The organism is Pedobacter sp. Leaf194 (assembly GCF_001423945.1).
In the GTDB taxonomy this organism is placed as follows: domain Bacteria; phylum Bacteroidota; class Bacteroidia; order Sphingobacteriales; family Sphingobacteriaceae; genus Pedobacter.
Genome location: NZ_LMPU01000013.1, coordinates 58,194 through 74,706 on the forward strand (window position 1 = coordinate 58,194; position 16,513 = coordinate 74,706).

12 protein-coding genes and 1 pseudogene are annotated in these 16,513 nt (G+C 39.2%); 3 read left to right on the forward strand and 10 right to left on the reverse strand.

Translation table 11 applies throughout. The features are described 5' to 3' along the window. Nucleotides 1-7 precede the first annotated feature (7 nt). From ASG14_RS18205 to ASG14_RS18225, 5 genes are all read right to left on the reverse strand, one after another. A complete protein-coding gene (locus tag ASG14_RS18205; protein WP_056872509.1) occupies nucleotides 8-1,207 on the reverse strand; it encodes a carboxypeptidase-like regulatory domain-containing protein in 1,200 nt (399 codons plus the stop codon). Next, a complete protein-coding gene (gene rnr / locus ASG14_RS18210) occupies nucleotides 1,208-3,337 on the reverse strand; it encodes a ribonuclease R (RefSeq protein ID WP_056872510.1) in 2,130 nt (709 codons plus the stop codon). A 104-nt stretch (nucleotides 3,338-3,441) separates the two neighbouring features. Next, nucleotides 3,442-4,506 (reverse strand): exo-alpha-sialidase, encoded by a 1,065-nt coding sequence (locus ASG14_RS18215; protein WP_056872511.1) that lies wholly within the window; start codon nucleotides 4,504-4,506, stop codon nucleotides 3,442-3,444. Then, nucleotides 4,487-6,190 carry an ABC transporter ATP-binding protein gene (locus tag ASG14_RS18220; protein WP_056872512.1) on the reverse strand — a complete coding sequence of 568 codons (1,704 nt, stop codon included), beginning with the start codon at nucleotides 6,188-6,190 and terminating at the stop codon, nucleotides 4,487-4,489. Before ASG14_RS18220 ends, ASG14_RS18215 begins: the two co-directional genes overlap by 20 nt. Then, nucleotides 6,190-6,903 carry a 3'-5' exonuclease gene (locus ASG14_RS18225; protein WP_056872513.1) on the reverse strand — a complete coding sequence of 238 codons (714 nt, stop codon included), beginning with the start codon at nucleotides 6,901-6,903 and terminating at the stop codon, nucleotides 6,190-6,192. Before ASG14_RS18225 ends, ASG14_RS18220 begins: the two co-directional genes overlap by 1 nt. An 83-nt stretch (nucleotides 6,904-6,986) precedes the next feature. On the opposite strand from ASG14_RS18225, the gene ASG14_RS18230 reads away from it, so the two are divergent. Further along, nucleotides 6,987-7,484, forward strand: a complete 498-nt coding sequence (locus tag ASG14_RS18230; protein ID WP_056872611.1) for a DUF1579 domain-containing protein — start codon at nucleotides 6,987-6,989, stop codon at nucleotides 7,482-7,484. Between the two features lie 33 nt (nucleotides 7,485-7,517). Here the strand turns inward: ASG14_RS18230 and ASG14_RS18235 are convergent, their stop codons facing one another. From ASG14_RS18235 to ASG14_RS18250, 5 genes and pseudogenes are all read right to left on the reverse strand, one after another. Further along, nucleotides 7,518-8,420 carry a DUF72 domain-containing protein gene (locus ASG14_RS18235; RefSeq protein ID WP_056872514.1) on the reverse strand — a complete coding sequence of 301 codons (903 nt, stop codon included), beginning with the start codon at nucleotides 8,418-8,420 and terminating at the stop codon, nucleotides 7,518-7,520. A gap of 349 nt (nucleotides 8,421-8,769) precedes the next feature. Further along, nucleotides 8,770-8,913: pseudogene (locus ASG14_RS20625) on the reverse strand (DUF433 domain-containing protein); the annotation flags it as partial. A gap of 400 nt (nucleotides 8,914-9,313) precedes the next feature. Next, entirely contained in the window at nucleotides 9,314-10,702 is a 1,389-nt protein-coding gene (locus ASG14_RS18240; RefSeq protein WP_056872515.1) for an arginine decarboxylase, read from the reverse strand. A gap of 408 nt (nucleotides 10,703-11,110) precedes the next feature. Then, nucleotides 11,111-12,025 carry a citrulline utilization hydrolase CtlX gene (gene ctlX / locus ASG14_RS18245; protein ID WP_056872516.1) on the reverse strand — a complete coding sequence of 305 codons (915 nt, stop codon included), beginning with the start codon at nucleotides 12,023-12,025 and terminating at the stop codon, nucleotides 11,111-11,113. A gap of 273 nt (nucleotides 12,026-12,298) precedes the next feature. Then, a complete protein-coding gene (locus ASG14_RS18250) occupies nucleotides 12,299-13,744 on the reverse strand; it encodes an arginine deiminase family protein (RefSeq protein WP_056872517.1) in 1,446 nt (481 codons plus the stop codon). 149 nt (nucleotides 13,745-13,893) lie between these two features. On the opposite strand from ASG14_RS18250, the gene argS reads away from it, so the two are divergent. Both argS and ASG14_RS18260 read left to right on the forward strand, forming a co-directional pair. Continuing rightward, nucleotides 13,894-15,666: an arginine--tRNA ligase gene (gene argS / locus ASG14_RS18255; RefSeq protein ID WP_056872518.1), complete on the forward strand. Its 1,773-nt coding sequence runs from the start codon at nucleotides 13,894-13,896 to the stop codon at nucleotides 15,664-15,666. 62 nt (nucleotides 15,667-15,728) lie between these two features. Next, nucleotides 15,729-16,499, forward strand: coding sequence for a TSUP family transporter (locus tag ASG14_RS18260; protein ID WP_056872519.1), 771 nt, complete (start codon nucleotides 15,729-15,731; stop codon nucleotides 16,497-16,499). The last annotated feature ends 14 nt before the right edge of the window (nucleotides 16,500-16,513 follow it).

Sequence of the window (16,513 nt, forward strand, 5' to 3'; positions counted from 1 at the left end):
CGTAGTTTTATGGATTAACCATTGTTCCGAAGGCATTTAGGCCCTCCATCAACTGGCTAAATTTAGCTTCAAGTGATGTTTGCTTAACAATTGGATTATTTCGCCAAAAATCGGCATTATATTTAATAGATTCTACAACATTTTTATCATTAGTAGTTCTTCTTACATTTTGGAAACTTTCATTCTGCAGATTATTATCTTCCTGATAAACGGTTAGCAGTGAGCTTACGATTGCGTTTAAATCATTCGTACGCATTGGCTCACCATTACTTATTGCCAAATACATTTTTGTAGAGATACTTTCTAAAACATTAACATCAGCAGGACCACCTTTAAATGTGGCTACGGTTTTTACAATGGGCGGGTATTTGAAACTCGCATCTGCACCCAGGTCCATCGGAAGATTTAATATATTATTTTCGACCCGATAAATGTTGAAATCATCTGTGCCGACAAAAAAGGTTGTGTTTGCATAAAACTGATTTCTACCGGCTTTTTTTATCGTGCATGTAATTACGGCAATATCCTGATCTGCCTGTTCAATGTAGCGTTCAATCTCAACGCTGTATTTATCAAGCGTTTTCAGGGTAACAAATGTGCCCGAATTCGGTTGGGTTAGGTAACCGCTGGAACTAAAGGTGAAGTATGACTGGTTGCTTAAATCGAATGCAGGCTGGTTTTTTCGCTCAGCAAAGCGTGTTTGTTTCGCAATCCAACCAGTTGTTTTGGTAGCATTCCATCTAAGATCATAAAATATCTCATGGATTTTTGCAGGTTCGTTATTTACAGACGTTAACTGTCTGTAAAAAGCTTTTAGGTAATGCTTATCGCTGATTTGTTTCGTAGCCTTTTCCAATGCACTTTTCAGCAAGTTCTTACCCCGGTTTGGGTCTATCGTTACTTCTGATAAGTTTATGGCAGCCTGTTTTAGCTTTACAATCAGGTTATCTGATGTGCTTTTAACTTCAATTTCTCCATTTAAATAACTTACATGGCTAAACTTCAGCTTAACAGGCAAGCTGTTAGCTTTAATTATAAAGTCTCCGTTTTCATTTGTAATTGAGGTAATTTGCGTGCCAACAATCATTAACGATACGAAAGGGATTGCTTCGCCTGAAACCTCATCAACAACCTTTCCCTGTATGGTTTGCGAATAGCTTTTTACAGTCAGCGTAAAAAAGAGCAATAAAAGGATGCTTTTTATCATTTATAAAACCAGCGAAAAATCTATTTGTCGTTTGGCGAGATCCACTTTTTTGACTTTAATTGTCACTTCATCTCCTAATTGGTATTTTTTCTTTTTGCGTTGTCCAATTATGCAGTAGTTTTTTTCATCGAGCACATAAAAATCATCAGAAATTTCTCTCAAACGAACCATGCCTTCACATTTGTTTTCCTCAATTTCTACATACATACCCCATTCGGTAACACCCGTAATAATACCAGCGTAAACATTGCCAACATTTTCTTCCAGGTATTCGGCTTGTTTGTACTTGATAGATGCCCGCTCAGCCTCAGCGGCCCTTTTTTCCATGGCAGATGAATGGGCACTTGCAACTTCATAAAACTCCGCATCGGCAGATTTTTCTCCTGCTAAATAATCTTGAAGTAAACGGTGCACCATAACATCGGGATACCGGCGAATTGGAGATGTAAAATGCGTATAATAATCGAAGGCAAGGCCGTAGTGACTGGTTTTTTTAGTGGTGTAAATCGCTTTCGCCATGGAACGAATGGCCAGGGAAGTTAAAACATTCTGTTCTTTCTTTCCTTCAACATCGGCCATTAAATGATTCAGCGACTTCGCAATTTCCTTATCAGATTTTGTATTTATTTTATACCCGAAACGCGAGGCGAAATTTGCAAACGTGTTAAGGGTTTCCATGTTTGGAGAATCGTGAACACGATATACAAAGGTTAACTTGTTCTTTCCTTTCAGTTTTGTGGCAATAAATTCTGCAACTTTTCTGTTCGCCAGCAGCATATAATCTTCAATAAGTTTATGCGCATCCTTGCGTTCCTTAACATACACGCCTATAGGTTTCCCGTTTTCATCAAGTTTAAACTTTACCTCTGTACTCTCAAAGCTAATTGCGCCATTTTTAAATTTTCGCTCCCTCAATATATAAGCGAGCTCATTCAGCTTAAGTATTTCCGAAGCATAATCACCCTCTTTATTCTCGATTACCTCCTGGGCTTCTTCATAGCTAAAGCGTCTGTCAGAATGAATAATGGTTTTACCATACCATTCTGCCTGGATATTGGCCTGGTCATCAAGTTCAAAAACAGCGGCAAAGCAAAGTTTATCTTCATGTGGGCGAAGCGAACACACACCGTTGCTTAATCTTTCGGGAAGCATTGGTATTACCCTGTCAACCAAATAAACAGAAGTTGCCCGGCTATAAGCTTCTTTATCTAACTCCGTTCCCTGAATTACATAATGAGAAACATCAGCAATGTGGACACCGATTTCATGATTCCCATTCGGTAATTTCTGATAAGAAATCGCATCATCAAAATCTTTCGCATCTGCGGGGTCGATAGTGAAGGTTAATATTTTTCTAAAATCTTTACGCTTGGCAATCTCTGTCTCCGGAATTTCTTCGGGAATTGCATTGGCTTCTTTTTCTACGGCAGGTGGAAAGGAGAGGGGAAAGCCATATTGCGCCAAAATAGCGTTCATTTCTGTATTATTCTCGCCCTGATCGCCAAGCACGTGCTTAACGGTTCCGATTGGATTTTTTGCACCTTCAGGCCAATCAGTTAAATTAACTAAAACACGCTGGCCATTTTTTGCACCCAAAGTATCTGAAAGGGGTACAAAAATATCGTGCATCATTTTCTTATCATCAGCAATTACAAAGGCAAACCTTTCAGAGATTTTTATTACACCAGTGAAATCAGATTTGGCTCGCTTAACAATTTCCACAACTTCGCCATCGTTTTTGCGGCCATGTTTTTTTGCAAAAACATAAACCTTTACCAAATCGCCGTGAAGCGCATTTTTAAGTTTGCGTGGTGCAACAAAAACGTCTTTTTCAAACTCATCGTCCGGAATAATGTAGGCTGAACCATCGGCCGTCATATCTACCCGGCCAGTAATAAAATTCTGAAGCTCCTTCAGTTTGAACTTGCCTTTTTCAGGCTCGAGAAAAATGCCGGCGCTTTTGCCCTCCTTTAGTACTTCTAAGATGGTTTCGCGGGATTCCTGATCATTTAAATTTAACTTGGCAGAAACCTGCTTATAATTTAGTGGTTGGTTGCTGTTTTTCTCGAAGACATCACTAACCAGCTGATTCAGAACCAATTTTATATTTGCAGATTTTTTCTTTGCCATATGTTCAAATGTATTTTACCGAAGATACAGAAAAGAAAGAAAATGATGTAAAGATGAAGCTGGAAAATGTGATAGTTGTGATGTTCTTTTTATGGAAACAGCGACTATTTGAGACTGAGTTCGACGTATTTAATTCGTTTTCTTAGTGAGGTATAACTTAGATGAACGTTGCCGTTTTCATCCTGAATTATTGCAGGGTAACTGTATTCTCCTTCTCGATGATTTTCCAGAGTGTAAATATCCTGCCAAAGTTTTCCATCATCAGAAATTGCCAATTTTAAAACCGAGCGACCTTCCCACCAGTTTTTGCCAGCTTTTAACGGATTATAAACCAATAATTGCTTACCGTTTTTTAAGGTTACTGCATCGCTGCCAGAATTGGGATTAGGTAGATTAGTTTTCGCTAATTTAGACCAGGTTTCGCCGTTATCGCGAGACCAGCTTTCTACAATTACATTCTGCCTGCTCCGGCACAAAAGCTGGAGTTTCCCATGTGGATAGCTAAGTATAGAAGGTTGTATAACGCCAAAAGTATCGCAATCTATTTCAATTTTCTTCCAGTTACGTCCAAACTCATCCGACTTTTCGATGTGAATTTGCCACTTTTTTTCATCGGCGCTTTCCGTACTTGATGGGTAAAGTATATTACCATTTGGCAGTTGAATTGGTTTGTTTTTTATTGGTCCTAAAAAACCGCCTGGCAGTTTTTTAGCTGCCGACCATGTTCTTCCGTCATCTTTTGAAGTCTTGTATTCAGCCCACCATGCTCTTGGATTTAGGCCAACTTTATAATGCAAATACAACAAGCCATTTCGTGCTTTGAATAATACGGGGTTCCAGCAAGCGTAGCGTACAGTGTCATTTTGCACACCGTTTGCAATTTCTACTGGTTCAGACCATTTTCCATCATTTTTTGTAGACGACCAGATAGAAACATCCTTGCTGCCCTCAAATTTGCCGCCAAACCAGGCACAAATAACTTTTTGGTTATTTAATGAAATAAGCGTTGAGGCATGATAAGCAGCGAAGGGCGCATTTTCGAAAACATAACCAGACTGGACTACCCGAATTTCCTGCACCTGAGCTTTGGTAATGGCGGGAATTGCTAAAGCCAAAGTTATCAAAAGACAATATGTAAGTTCTGCTCCTTTAAGTGCCGGGAATCGCATCAATTAATTTTTTAGTGTAAGCAGCTTTTGGCGAATTAAAGATTTCTTCGGGAAAGCCTTCTTCCTCAATCTTTCCTTTATTCATCACCAAAATTCGGTCGGATATATGCTTAACAACTGCTAAATCGTGTGAAATAAAAATGTAGGTCAAGCCAAATTCACGCTGCAAATCTTTTATCAGGTTAAGTACCTGAGCTTGTACCGAGACATCTAGTGCGGAAACAGATTCGTCGCAAATGATGAATTTTGGTTTTAGCGCCAGGGCCCTGGCAATGACAACACGTTGCCTTTGTCCGCCACTAAACTCGTGTGGATAGCGATTAAAATGCGATTCGTTTAAACCTACTTTTTTTAAAAGTTCGAGCACGTTGGCTTTTCTTTCCGCATCGTTATTACAAATATTATGGACGGTTAACGGTTCAAGGATTGATTGCCCAATGGTTAATTTTGGATTTAGCGATGCGTATGGGTCCTGGAAGATAATCTGAATATCTTTCCTCAACTTTCTCATTTCTGCTTTACCGACGTGTGTAATGTCTTTACCATCAAAAGAAATCGTTCCTGAAGTTGGTTGAATGAGGCGCAAAATGCTTCTGCCTAAAGTAGTTTTACCACAGCCAGATTCCCCGACCAGGCCCAGCGTCTCACCAGGAAAAACATCGAAATTAATTTGATCTACGGCTTTAACAAATTCTTTGCTTTTACTAAAAAAACCGTTATTAACTTGATACCAGGTGGATAAGTTGCGGATTTCGAGTAGCGGCTTTTTTGAATAAAGCTCTGCCCGTCTCGCCTCGGTTTCTTCCTTTGTTATCTGATTGGAAGCATTTAAGTGCGCAAATGAATCTTCGACAGCGCCAGTTAAAAAGTCGGCCACGACAGGCAATTTTTTTAATTGTAATGCTGGCGACGGCCGGCAAGCTAGCAAGCCTTTTGTATATGGATGTTGGGGATTTTGAAATATTGCCCTGGCATTTCCTTGTTCTACAATCTCGCCTTTAAACATTACGGCAACTTCATCCGCGATTTCGTTTATTACGCCCAAATCGTGCGAGATAAATATCATCGCCATGTGGCGTTCTTCCTTAAGCTTTAAAAGCAGTTGCAAAATGGTTTTTTGAACCGTTACGTCTAGTGCAGTCGTAGGTTCGTCAGCAATCAATAGCTTCGGGTTACAGCTTAAAGCCATTGCAATCATAACCCGCTGCTTTTGTCCGCCAGAAATTTGATGCGGATAACTCTCAAATATTTTTTCTGGTCTGGGTAGTTGTACTTCTTTAAAGAGCTCAATTGTCTGGCGTTTTGCTTCCTCTTTTCCAACGCTTTGATGCAAGATAATGGCTTCGGCAACCTGGTATCCGCAGGTAAAAACCGGATTTAACGAGGTCATCGGTTCCTGAAAAATCATCGAAATTTGATTTCCGCGGTATTGCCTGATTTCATTGGCGTTTAGGTTAAGCAAGCTCACGCTGTCGAAATCTATATCTCCGGTAATTTTAGTTGCCCTTTCATCGTGTAATCGCATGATAGAGAAAGAAGTAACTGATTTTCCGGAGCCGGATTCGCCAACGATGCCCAATACAGTTCCCTTTTTTACATTGAAACTAACTTTTTTTACGGCTTTAAACCAGGTCTTCTCCTCCTGATTAAAAAAATCGATATTCAGGTTTTCTACATTTAACATCAGGTTACAATTGTAATGTTTTCTGAGGAAATTATCTTCATGCCTTTGAATTTTAAAAGCACTTGAGCCGTTGTAATTACATCTTTTTGGCAATAAGTAACAATTCGTGGCAGGTTTTTCTCCTCATAATAAACCTGCCGAACCATGCTCCCGTCTATATCATCTTTTGGCGTAGGAACGTTAAAGATGGCGGCGAGTAAGTTTAGCGAGGTGTAGTGTTTGTAATCGCCGAATTTCCACAATTCCATTGTATCAATGTGTGTAACCTCCCAGGGTTTTTTACCCGATATTTGAAGCTGGGCAGGAATTTCGATTTCATTAACGAGTAAGCGCCTGCATAGGTACGGAAAATCAAACTCTTTGCCATTATGCGCACAAAACTGCAGCGCCGCCGGTTGCTTGTTCAGCAGGTTGGCAAACTCCTGAAGCACCATGCGCTCATCATCACCGGAAATAGATTTAATTCGTAAGCACTGCACTTTATTCTGCGTGTAAAATATGCCCATGCTTATGCATACAATCTTTCCAAATTCGGCCAATATTCCTGCCTTTTCGTAAAAGTCATCCGCACTTTGATCTGCCTTGCGTTGGTAGTGCGTTTTTTGTTCCCAAAGGTCTTGCAGATTTTGTGGTACCTCATCGTAATTAGCGTATTGTGGCACAGTTTCGATATCGATAACCATCACCTGATTAAGATCCAATGTTTTTAGCATAAAACAAGTTAATCATTAATTTTCATTTCGTCGTTGCTTCGCAGCTGTTGATGAAAAGACAGCAATTTTTCTATATTTGGATTATGGCAAAGCTTAAGTTTGAGAACTCTCTGGAAGAAGGCCCACATAAAGTTCTATCTAATTTGGTAGGAAAATGGGGAGGAACTACGAAAACCTGGTTTGAGAAAGACATTCTAGCTGATGAATCTCCGGTTGAAGGCGTAATATCTTCAATTTTGGAGAAAAGATTTGTTTCTTACGATTACCAGGGAAGTTTAAACGATAAACCGCTTGAAGGTAAAATGATCATTGGCTTCGATATCCCTTACCAAAAGTTCACCAGCAGCTGGATTGACAGCTTCCATATGGGAACCCAGATTATGATTTCCAGCGGTGATGCAACTCAAAATGGCTTTTCGATTTTAGGCACATATGGTAGTCCCGAATATGGCGAAAAACTATGGGGATGGCGAACGGAGCTGAAAATTGTTGATGGAAACCAGATAATCTTTTCAGCCTATAATGTTTCTCCGGAAGGTGAAGAAGCCAAAGCGACCGAAACGATTTTAAAAAGGATTTGATTTCTCAAGGTATTTTAAAACCGAAGTTTCACTCTACAAGGAACTGAGCGTTGTGCCTGTGCCGTTTGCCATTTCCGGAATTTTTAAATCTGTTCCCAGGGCTTTATTTAATTTTTCGGTAAAGTATGCTGAAAATAAGGGAGAGGATAACTCCACATTCTGATGGACAAAAAAGTATAGATTTTCCAGTCCTTGCTTTTTCCATTCAACAATTCTTTCGATCCAGTCATCCAGGCGTTTTTTATCAATTTCGTTCACGTTGGCGCCAACAAACCGAACGAACGCGGTTGGCGTGGTTAAGCGCATGTGTAGCATATCTCTGCGGCCGGAGGTATCGACAATAATATTTGCAACACCATTATCCTCGAACAGTTTAGCAAACTCATCGGCAACATTTTTATTCGAAAACCATTCACCATTTCTTACCTCAACACCTAAAGGAATCACCTTCGGAAACTCCCTGATGACTTTTTCAAGCCTGTCGTAATCTTTTGGTTTGAAATTATCATGCAATTGAAGAAAAGCCATGCCAAGTTTATCTTCAAAGTTACTTATCGCATCGCAAAACTGTTCAACAGGTTCCTTTACGTTTATTAGTCTTTTAAAGTGGCTAACGGAATTTGTTAGTTTAGGAAAAAATTTAAAGTCGGCCGGCGTTTTTTGTGTCCATGCAATTACCTGCTCGCTGCTGGGCATTCCGTAGAAGGTAGCGTTAAGCTCTATAGAATTAAATTGCGTGGAGTAGTAGGTTAACTCGTCTTTTGTTCCTTTCGGATAAAAACCTTTCAAATCAGCCCTATTCCATTTCGCACAACCCACATAAGCTCTGAAGTTTTGCTTAGGCTTGTTGGCAGCTAAAATTGCCGCTGTTTCAGGTGCATCAGCAGGGAGGGTGTAATCTATAATGGATGGGTCGTCTACTTTACCGAATTGCATGTTAGTCTTTATTTATTTCAAATATATCCAAATCCCCATAGATTAGATGCTCCATAGCATCATAAATTTTGCTTTTCAATTGTTCGTAAACTTTCTTGTTTGAACAATTACCAAATTTTATAAAAACTAGTTTTGGAGGTGTTCCTCTCCATGCCACGAGCTATCGAAAGTCAGAATCTTTTGATATGATAATGACCCTTTTTTTGCTTCTGGCACGTTCGTAAACGTCTACATCGGGTGTTTTAGTGTAAATTTCAGGAAATGAAAAGAAATACAATTAACATTGATTTCGTCTGTAAGCCATTTTGCGATAATAGGAGAGATGTTTTCATCCAACCAAAATTCCCAATTATTCGTAAATGTATTCATCCCTGAGTTGTTTTGCGCTAAAAACCAGTGCGGCTCTTATGTCTTCACCTTCGAGGATGGGATGCTCCTCTAAAATTTCTTCGTTTGTCATTCCTGACGATAACATTTCGAGAATATCGATTACCGTGAATCTATTACTCTGATTGTGGGCTTACCACCCATTAGTCCGGGGATGAAAGTAATTCTTTTTAATAATTTACTGTCCTGACTTTCCATATTATAAATATAAACAATTGTTAATACAAAACAATGGTTTTAATCCAAGTGATAACTAAGATCAGTTTATACATCAAAACTGTTTGCATAATTTCTGGCACAGAAACACAGAATGACACAGAACTTGAAGTCGTGTTTTGGTTAAAGGAATTTAGGTTAGTTAGTAAGAGACCCCATTACAATTTACATATTGTGGATGTTTCGCACTTGCGCATCAAATTTTAAAAAAAAAGCGCTGGGTTAGTTCCCAGCGCTTTAAATTTTTAACTTTTGAAAGCATTAGCCTGCTACGCTTCAGATTCCTATTATTAATAACCCAGAATTTTCAAAACCTGTTTACTATTCTGCTCTTCTCCAAAAACCTCAAAGTTGAAACTTTCATCACGGTTTCTGCGAATTAAAACATGTTTCGGACTTGGTAATAAACAATGATGAATGCCTCCGTAACCACTTAATACTTCCTGGTAAGCACCGGTGTGAAAAAATCCGAGGTACTGTACCTTACGCGTTTTAGGCATAAATACACTGTTCATGTGTGCTTCCTGATTGTAATAATCTTGTCCGTCGCAAGTTATACCACCCAGGTTAACCCGTTCATATTCAGCATCCCAATTATTAATCGGCAACAAAATGTATTTTTGATTCAGCGCCCAAACATCAGGCAGGTTAGTAATGAAAGAACCATCTAACATTAACCAACGCTCACGGTCATTTTGCTGCTTTCTACCCAAAACCTTATATAAAATTCCCGATGCTTCGGCAACAGTGTATTTACCAAACTCGGTAATAATATCGGGCTCCATCACGTCGTGTATTGCACAAATCTCCTTTATCCGTTTTACAATTTCATTTACCATGTATTCGTAATCGAAATCGAAAACCAAAGAATCTTTAAATGGCATTCCACCACCAATATCCAATGTATCTAAATCAGGGTTGATTTTTTTGAACTTGCAATAAAGGGTTACGTATTTTTCCAGCTCATTCCAGTAATATGGCGAATCAGTAATTCCTGAATTGATGAAAAAATGTAGCAACTTAACCCGGAAATTCGGATTGTGAACGATTTTATTGTTGTAAAAATCAATAATATCTTCCATTCGAACACCTAAACGTGACGTGTAAAATTGCGAATCGGGTTGCTCTTCAGCTGCAATACGGATACCTAAATTACAAGGTGTATCGATATCAACTTCATCATCAAAAAGGTTAAATTCCTCTTTATTATCTAAAACCGGGATAATATTTGTGTAGCCATCATGCAACATATCAATAATATATTGCTTGTACTGGTAGGTTTTAAAACCGTTGCAAATGATGGTTGTATCCTTAGTTAAATGCCCCTTTTTTTCCAAAGCATCAACCATCGGCATATCAAAAGCAGAAGAAGTTTCCAGGTGGATGTTATTCTTTAAAGCCTCTTCTACAATGTGGCGAAAATGCGAACTTTTCGTGCAGTAACAATATTTATAATCACCACGATAGTTGTTCTTTAAAATGGCAGTTTGGAAAAGAATTTTTGCTTGCTGAATTTTCTTACTCACCAAAGGTAAGTACGTGAAACGTAGGGGGGTACCGTAAGTTTCAATCATTTCCATCAGGTTTAAATCCTGAAAATATAATTCATCATCTATAACATCAAAGCCTTCCTGCGGAAAGCCAACGCTTAGATCGAGAAATTCTGAGTAACTCTGCATTTACATTAAATAATTTTTTGCAAAAATGTAATTTTAAATCGAGAATTAATCTTTATTGAAGATATTTTTACTGTATGGAAACGCAATCGTTTTAGAGTGAATATTGAGACCGTTTTTTTTGGACAAGCATTTTTATAAATAACTTTATTTTGGGCGAAACTAAGCTGTTTTATGCCACTAGTTTTCTTGTTCACGGAAGGTTTGAAATTATTATCCTGCAGAAAACGGCTAAATTGGACTAAGAATTAAAAAAACGATTTGGAAAGCAGCATCCCTGTAACAATCCACGTTGGTCCTGCTGTCCGTTTTACTCATCCCGATTGAAAAAACCGGGAATCGTGCACACTGCCATCAGGTTTAAATACTCCTGTATGTGCTTTTATTTATGGTTAATATAATGATTAATCGTTATTTCAAAGGCAAATGTACTTCAGCCAACATGCATCTTGCACTGCCACCGCCGTTTTTTTCGATTGTGTAAATCGGGGCATAAATAATTCTGCTGTACTTTTGCAACCGCTCAATCTGTTGTGCATTCAGTGCCAAATAAGCTTGCTCAGACATCACCAATAAGTGCTCGCCTTTTGCATTTGAAACCTCAAGCATATTGCCCGCAAAGCGATTCATCTGCTCAAGCGATATTTCTACGATTTCTTTTCCGCCATCAATTAAGCTCATGGCAACTCTTTCTTTTTCCTCAGCATTTGGAATAGATTCAAGGCAAATTACTGCAAACTTTTCCCCGATACACATCATCACATTGGTATGGTAAATCGGGAAATTAGTACTGTCTACTGCCTGAAAGGAAACAGCCTGGTAACCGGTAAGCAAACAAAAGTTGTTTAGCACTTCCATATCCGTACGAACGCTCAAACAAGCGTATGCAATCTTATTTTCCCTGTCTAAAACCATGCTGCCCGTGCCTTCAAGAAAAGCATGTTGCATCTCGAAAAAGCTCAAATCGCTTACATGATTCATTTCAAACTTACCTTTCAATCCCTCAATAATTTCTTTTCTGCGCTCTAAGCGGCGGTTTTCAGAAAACATGGGGTACAAATAAACTGAGCCATCTTCATGAAAAGACACCCAGTTATTTGGAAAGATAGAGTCGGGTTTTGCGGGCTGCAGCGTATCATCAACAACGGTAACATCCACCTCATTTTTTCTAAGCAGCGAGACAAAACCATCGAATTCCTGCAAAGCCTGTGCCTGTACGTTTTTTTCTGCCGATGCAACCTGAAACATGTTGTTGCCAGCGGTTTGCTCGTTGAATTTGAAATCAACAGGGCGAATCATTAATATATGGTTGGTGAGTTGCTTCATTTTTGTTTTATTAGTTCATTAGTTCATTTGTTCAATTGTTCACTAGTTCATTAGTCAAGTTCATCGTTCAGTTCATTGGTTTAATGTCAGGTGCTTTATGATCATTTTTATGTGAATTTAGGCGTCATGCTAAATGCCTAATGACCATGACCAATGAACAGTAAGGCATTATGCCTAATGACCAATGAACCAATGACCAATGAACATTTAGGCGTCATGCTAAATGCCTAATGAACCAATGACCAATGAACATTTTGATAAACCAGCGACCAACTACAAATCGTCTCTCAGGATTGGTAAACTCATACAATGGAAACCACCGCGGGCTCTGGAAAGTTCTGCCGATGGCATTAAAATTAATGTATCTGTAATGGTTTCAGCGTTTGCCCTGCCACTTTCCAAATCCTGAATCAAATCCTTCACGTCAACAACGCTAAAGCCGGCTGCCTTGAAAGCTTCTACCGTTTTATCATTTCTGTCGTAACCTAAAACAACACCTTCTTTTATCGCTAACAAATTGCATGAATCTGTCCATTGCTCTCTGGAATCGTATGGAAAAGTATTGTTTCCGCTGTAAATAATTTGGGTTGGTTCGGCACTTTGCAAATCGTTTTTACTAATATCGTTTAATAGCGCTTCAACATGTTCGAAATGTTTTGGTTCGCCGGGATTTGCCTTTGTAAACTGTATTGCTGTTGTTGCCTCGAGCCTTTCAGGTTCCTTTAAGAAGTTAATCGGCTCATGCGGGTTAAACTTTGGCGAATGGGCAATAGAGTTTAAAATTACCCAGGTATTGCGCTTAACTTGGGTAAACACGGTATCGAGGTGCATGTAATCGCGTTTGCTCGGAATTTTAACAACTGTTACCTTCTCTACCACATCATTATCAAACAATAATTTAATAGCCTCGTTGGCACCATGTTCTGATGTTCGCTCACTGCAGCCAATCAGCACATGATTTGGACTAACCATCATCACATCGCCACCTTCCAAAGTGGTACTAAAGGCAGGTTCATCACCGGGGCGCAGGAAATGCATGGTAACATCCGGAATTTCAAGAATTCTGTTCTGGTAAGGTTCAAAAAGCGGGTGATTGAAGAAAATGTAGCGCATTAAAAGCGTTTCGCGAACGCGGGCTTTTTTTGCGGGTTTATTTAAGAGAATGTGATCATTTATGGTTGTGCCTACATCCCTGGTGAAAATCAAATTTGGTATTGGCGCAAAAATCATGGTATCGTTTGCCAAAGTACCTGAAATAAAAATCTCGGCAAGCTGTTTCGGGTCAGTATTGGTTAGTTCTATTTGCACTTTGTAAGTACAACCTTCTATGGCGCAAACTGCGGCTACTAATTTCTTTCTGATGGATTCATTTTCGAGCATCTCACTCAAGAGATTCTGAATCTCAATTACCGATTTCGAGTTATGAAAATCAGGGTGATTTGGTTTATAGAAACTGCGGTCGTCTTCTACCGAATCTATTTTTGCCAGCTTACCTTTTATTTTTTCGGGATCGAGAAAGTACATCAAAAGCTTAATGTAATAATCATACTCACCTTTTCGAATGGTATCTAAATGAACAATATCTTCGAAAAGCCAGTCTTGCGCTTTTGATGGCACAACTTTGCCCAAACCGCTGTCGGGACTATGGATTAACAACTTACGCAGTCTGCCGATTTCGGTTTTTACGTTTACTCTGAAATTTTGATTTTGTTCGCTCATGAATATTTAGTTACACAAAGCTATTACAATTTCATGGAGTAGCAAGTATCAGGTTTTGGGTAATGCGCAGTTGATGCCGGGTATTGGTATTCAAAATGGCTTTCTTCTTTAGTCTTTCAGCTTTGCGCTTTAATCCCTATTTTTGCACCATGAACTTTATTATTACCGCAACGCTTGATGCTATTAAACAACTATATAACGAAGAAGTAGCAGAGAGCGCAATTAACATACAGGAAACCCGTAAAGAATTTGAGGGGCAGGTTACCATTGTTGTTTTTCCGATAACAAAAATATCCAAAAAATCGCCTGAACAAACTGCGCAGGCCCTGGGCGAGTATTTAGTTGAAAACGTTGATAAAGTTACTGCCTTTAATGTTGTTAAGGGTTTTCTAAACTTAAGTATTGCCGAAAGTTATTTTCTAAATCAGTTTAATCAAGAAATTCTATCGCCCGAGTTTGGTGTTTTTGCGCCAAACGGAAAGAAGGTTATGGTGGAGTATTCATCACCAAACACAAATAAACCCCTTCACTTAGGTCACGTTCGTAATAATTTATTGGGTTATTCTGTTGCCGAACTGCTAAAGGCTTATGGTTACGACGTTACAAAAGTAAACCTTGTTAATGATAGGGGAATCCACATCTGCAAATCGATGCTGGCCTGGCAAAAGTGGGGAAATGGCGAAACACCGGAAAGTTCAGGATTAAAAGGCGACCATTTGGTAGGCAAGTACTATGTGATTTTTGATAAAGAATACAAGAAAGAAATAGAGGTTTTAAAAGCCGGCGGACAAACCGAAGAGGAAGCGAAGAAAAATGCGCCACTAATTAAAGAAGCACAAATTATGTTGCAGCAGTGGGAGGCAGGTGATGAGGCTGTTGTTTCGCTTTGGAAAACCATGAATGGCTGGGTTTATGACGGCTTCGCTGTTACTTACAATAATTTGGGTGTAGACTTTGATAAATTCTATTATGAAAGCAATACCTATTTATTAGGAAAAGATACCGTTGATGAAGGCCTTGAGAAAGGTGTGTTTTTTAAAAAAGAAGATGGTTCTGTCTGGATAGATTTAACGGCTGATGGCTTAGACCAGAAGCTTGTTCTTCGTGCCGATGGAACTTCGGTTTATATTACCCAGGATTTGGGAACTGCGAAGATGAAGTTTGATGATTTCGGTATGGAAGAATCTATTTACGTAGTTGGAAACGAGCAGGACTACCATTTTAAGGTGTTGTTTTTGATACTTGAAAAACTCGGTAAAAGCTGGGCAAAAGGGCTTTATCATTTATCATACGGAATGGTTGATTTACCTAACGGTAAGATGAAAAGCAGGGAAGGAACCGTGGTTGATGCAGACGAATTAATTGCCGATATGATTGACACTGCGCAGGAAAAAACGGAAGATTTAGGTAAAATAAACGATTTCTCTGAAGCTGAAAAGGCAGAACTCTATAAAAATATAGGCTTAGGTGCATTAAAATATTTTCTTTTAAAAGTTGAACCGAAAAAACGCCTCCTGTTCGATCCAAACGAAAGTATTGACTTTCAGGGCAATACCGGTCCGTTTATTCAGTACACGCATGCACGTATAAAGTCGTTGTTAGGCAAGGCTGGTTATCAATTTGCGGTAAGTAGCGACCAGTTTTCTGGAATTTCCGAAGTGGAACTTGAAATGATTATGCTGCTGGCTAAATACCCTTCGGAAGTTGAAATTGCGGCGAAGGCGCATAGTCCGGCGAGTTTAGCTAATTACTTATATGAACTGGCGAAGCTTTTCAACAAGTTTTATCACGAGGTACCCCCAATTGTGAAAACTGAAGAAGGCGATGCAAAGCAATTCCGTTTGAATTTAAGTAAGAAAACGGCCGACATCATCCATGCAGGCATGTTAATTTTAGGCATCACCTCGCCGGAAAGAATGTAGGTGTTTTCTGAAACGGGTATATCGATATTGTATCCTTCAGTGTTAAACTTCGAAACTGGTAGATGGCTAACGAATTAATTTTACTTTGCCTAGCTGCATTTTGTGCAGGATTTATAGATGCGATTGTTGGCGGAGGCGGTTTATTGCAAACTCCTGCTACACTACTCATTTTGCCGCACTACCCGGTGGCAACTTTGCTTGGCACCACAAAAATTCCATCGCTTGCCGGCACAACGATTGCTGCTTTTAAATACTCAAAGCATGTTCAGTTTAACCTTAAGGTATTAACTGTTTGCGCAGTTGCAGCATTTTGTGCTGCATTTAGCGGCGCATTTTTGGTTAGCCGGATAGACAATTCGGTTCTTAAACCAGTCATTTTGGTTGTACTTATCCTGGTTGCCATTTATACTTATTTTAACAAACAGTTTGGCATCCATCAGGAGAAAAACCATTCTGTTAAAAGGCAGGTAAGTATGGCGGCGCTGTTTGGTTTGGTTATTGGTTTTTACGACGGTTTAATTGGACCGGGAACGGGCTCATTTTTGATTCTTGTTTTTATTGCTGTGCTTGGCTTTGATTTTTTAGCTGCAAGTGCGCACGCTAAGATTGTAAATATTGCAACCAACCTGGCTGCAATTGCCTACTTCAGTTCGACGGGGCATATATTGTTTCAGTATGCGATACCCATGGCAATTTTTAACGTTGCAGGCGCATTTTTAGGAACCAAACTCGCATTATTAAAAGGCAATAAATTTATAAGGATATTCTTCCTCCTGGTTGTTCTGGGCACAATTTTAAGATTCGCCTACGATATTTTGAAGCATTACCTTTAAAAGCTTAGTACAAT

Bases quoted from the DNA above. Each gene is read 5' to 3' on its own strand.
- ASG14_RS18235 (WP_056872514.1), bottom strand. From the start codon at position 8,420: ATGCAATTCGGTAAAGTAGACGACCCATCCATTATAGATTACACCCTC.
- ASG14_RS18220 (WP_056872512.1), bottom strand. From the start codon at position 6,190: ATGTTAAATGTAGAAAACCTGAATATCGATTTTTTTAATCAGGAGGAG.
- ASG14_RS18215 (WP_056872511.1), bottom strand. From the start codon at position 4,506: ATGCGATTCCCGGCACTTAAAGGAGCAGAACTTACATATTGTCTTTTG.
- ASG14_RS18230 (WP_056872611.1), top strand. From the start codon at position 6,987: ATGGCAAAGCTTAAGTTTGAGAACTCTCTGGAAGAAGGCCCACATAAA.
- ASG14_RS18205 (WP_056872509.1), bottom strand. From the start codon at position 1,207: ATGATAAAAAGCATCCTTTTATTGCTCTTTTTTACGCTGACTGTAAAA.
- rnr (WP_056872510.1), bottom strand. From the start codon at position 3,337: ATGGCAAAGAAAAAATCTGCAAATATAAAATTGGTTCTGAATCAGCTG.
- ASG14_RS18250 (WP_056872517.1), bottom strand. From the start codon at position 13,744: ATGAGCGAACAAAATCAAAATTTCAGAGTAAACGTAAAAACCGAAATC.
- argS (WP_056872518.1), top strand. From the start codon at position 13,894: ATGAACTTTATTATTACCGCAACGCTTGATGCTATTAAACAACTATAT.
- ASG14_RS18240 (WP_056872515.1), bottom strand. From the start codon at position 10,702: ATGCAGAGTTACTCAGAATTTCTCGATCTAAGCGTTGGCTTTCCGCAG.
- ASG14_RS18260 (WP_056872519.1), top strand. From the start codon at position 15,729: ATGGCTAACGAATTAATTTTACTTTGCCTAGCTGCATTTTGTGCAGGA.
- ctlX (WP_056872516.1), bottom strand. From the start codon at position 12,025: ATGAAGCAACTCACCAACCATATATTAATGATTCGCCCTGTTGATTTC.
- ASG14_RS18225 (WP_056872513.1), bottom strand. From the start codon at position 6,903: ATGCTAAAAACATTGGATCTTAATCAGGTGATGGTTATCGATATCGAA.